General features: G+C 63.6%; 1 protein-coding gene. It reads left to right on the top strand.

Going from position 1 to position 741, the window contains the following annotated elements; all coding sequences use genetic code 11:
* Positions 1 to 741: lysine 5,6-aminomutase subunit alpha (locus tag GSF22_RS34025; protein ID WP_244454630.1), on the top strand; the 741-nt coding region annotated here is incomplete at both ends.

Genomic DNA, 741 nt, shown 5'->3' with positions numbered 1-741 from the left:
GCCGTGGATCTATCTGATCGTGGCGACGGGGGACATCTACGAGGACATTCCGCAGGCGCAGGCGGCGGCGCGGGCGGGTGCGGATGTGATCGCGGTGATCCGGTCGACGGGTCAGTCGTTGTTGGACTATGTGCCGGAGGGGGCGACCCGGGAGGGGTTCGCGGGTACGTATGCCACGCAGGAGAACTTCCGGTTGATGCGGGCGGCGTTGGATGCCTCGTCGAAGGAGTTGGGCCGGTATGTGCGGTTGACGAACTACGCGTCGGGGTTGTGTATGCCGGAGATGGCGGCCCTGGCGGGGTTGGAGCGTCTGGACATGATGCTCAACGATTCGATGTACGGGATTCTGTTCCGGGACATCAATCCGGTGCGGACGTTCGTGGATCAGCGGTTCTCGCGGCAGGTGCACGCGCGGGCGGGGATCATCATCAACACGGGTGAGGACAATTATCTGACCACTGCGGATGCGGTGGATGCGGCGCACACGGTGACGGTGTCGCAGTTGTTGAACGAGTACTTCGCGCATGAGGCGGGGTTGGCGGACTGGCAGTTGGGGTTGGGGCACGCGTTCGAGATCAATCCGGATGTGCCGGAGTCGTTCCGGTTGGAGTTGGCGCACGCGTTGTTGGCGCGGGAGTTGTTCCCGGATGCGCCGTTGAAGTGGATGCCGCCGACGAAGCACATGACGGGGGACGTGTTCCGGGGGAATCTGCTGGACGGGTTCTTCAATCTGGTGGGGAC

Origin of the sequence: Micromonospora echinofusca (genome assembly GCF_017614955.1) — a bacterium.
In the GTDB taxonomy this organism is placed as follows: Bacteria; Actinomycetota; Actinomycetes; order Mycobacteriales; family Micromonosporaceae; genus Micromonospora; species Micromonospora echinofusca_A.
Note: the sequence above shows the minus strand (reverse complement) of the source record. Positions and strands in the feature narration are given on the sequence as shown.